Source organism: Streptomyces sp. NPDC037288, from assembly GCF_055603265.1.
The window spans coordinates 1-1,612 of sequence record NZ_JBVJVY010000207.1 but is presented as its reverse complement, the minus strand read 5'-3'; the positions used below and the strand labels follow the sequence as shown (position 1 = coordinate 1,612).

1 protein-coding gene is annotated in these 1,612 nt (G+C 69.2%); it reads right to left on the bottom strand.

Translation table 11 applies throughout. The annotated features are described in order from the left end of the window. Positions 1-10: 10 nt before the first annotated feature. Complete coding sequence (locus ACZ7GZ_RS43315; protein WP_471033354.1) at positions 11-1,474, bottom strand: NF041680 family putative transposase; 1,464 nt, start codon at positions 1,472-1,474, stop codon at positions 11-13. Between the last annotated feature and the right edge of the window lie 138 nt (positions 1,475-1,612).

Below are 1,612 nucleotides of genomic sequence, written 5' to 3'. Positions count from 1 at the left end.
AGCTTGTTATTTAACCTTTGCGAGCTTTGAGACGATTACGTTCGGCGATGGTCTGGGGGCGCCTGGTCGTTTTGCCCACGTCATGGCGGGTGGCCGGGTGACGATTCTTCGACCCAACTGGGCGCCCTGGTCCGGGTGTTGTGGGTTTCGGCGCACGGGCTGGGCAGTGCAGGTGCGGGCGGAGGTTCCGAAACCCCCGGCGGACTCGCGCGGGGGTGAGCCGGGCGGGTTCGGTCGGCTTCTCCCAGGGTCGGCGGAGATCGGTGGCGGCCTCGCGGGTGAGGCGGAGCTGGGTGTGGGCGGCGATCACGAGCCACGTCCACCGGTCCGCCGCCTCGGGGCTCCGTAGCTTCGGACGGGTCCAGCCGAGCGTCTGCTTGAGCATGCGGAAGGTGTGTTCCAGGTCGAACCTGCGCAGGAACGTCTGCCAGCGCAGGTCGACATCGCAGCTGGTCATGCCGGTCTTCGAGGACCACAGCCAGACCGGCAGCGGGTCCTGGCCGCCGGGCAAGTGGTCAACCTCCAGGCGGATCAACGTGCCCTCGATGATGGGGAGTTCGCCCTCGTGGTTGATCCATGCGGAGCGGGTGGTGAGCCTCGGGTGGATGCGGTCCCAGGCCATGGCCTGCGCGGTGCCGTACCGGTCGGTGACCTGCACCGTCGCGGCATCGGGCTCTCCCCAGGTGTCGGGTTTGGCGAAGCGGAACTCCTTGCCATGCTTCGGCGGCCGACCGCCCTGGGGATAGGCCGCGGCGTACTCCTTGAGCGTGGGCGCCGGCCGTCGCATCACGCGGTCCGTGCGCATCCGGCCGAGCACCTCGACGGGCAGTCCGGCAAGAAGGTAGGCCATGCGCGGGGCGTCGTAGCCGGCATCGAAGACGACCAGGACGTCCGGGTCGCCCGGCTCCCACTGTCCGCCGTCGATCAGGTCGGCCACGACGCGGCGGACCTGGCCGGCGGTGACCTCGGCGACGTCGTCGTCGGGGCCGAGCCGGACCGCGTCCAGCAGCTGGCACCAGGAGGTGCGGCCCGTCTCCAGCGCGGCGACGAACGAGTACGGCCAGCCGGGGATGAACTGGTCGCTGGAGCGTCCCGAGCGTCCGTAGACGTGGCAGAACAGCCGGTCGGAGCTGCACCGGGCGTCCGGCCGCAGCCAGTTGGTCACGTCGACCGCGAGGACCAGCCGGTTGTCGGCCGCCTTGGGCTGCGGCAGCATCGCCAGTGCATGCCGCAGCCCGGTCGCGTCGATGCGGCCGCAGTTCAGCGCGTCGTACAGGGCGCCGTGACCACGACGGTGCTCGGCCAGCAGCGTCAGGTCCACCGGCGAGGTCACCGGCCCGTTCTCGCAGAGCAGCGCGTCCGTGATCTCGAACAGGGTGTCACCCCGCCGGGTCAGGCACGCGTACAGGTCTTCCCGGAAGTGTGACGTGAAGTCGAACGCGTCCCACTGGGCATCCTGATCCAGCACACTCACCTCTGCGGCCTTCGTATGGGGCTGTTTCCGTGGCGGAACGCAGGATCATGCGAGGGCCGTCCGCCTGTCCGGCGAATCCCCAGGTGAGTGACGGTGTGCGACCCGTCGTTCGAGGCCAGAGGTTAAATAACAAGCTGA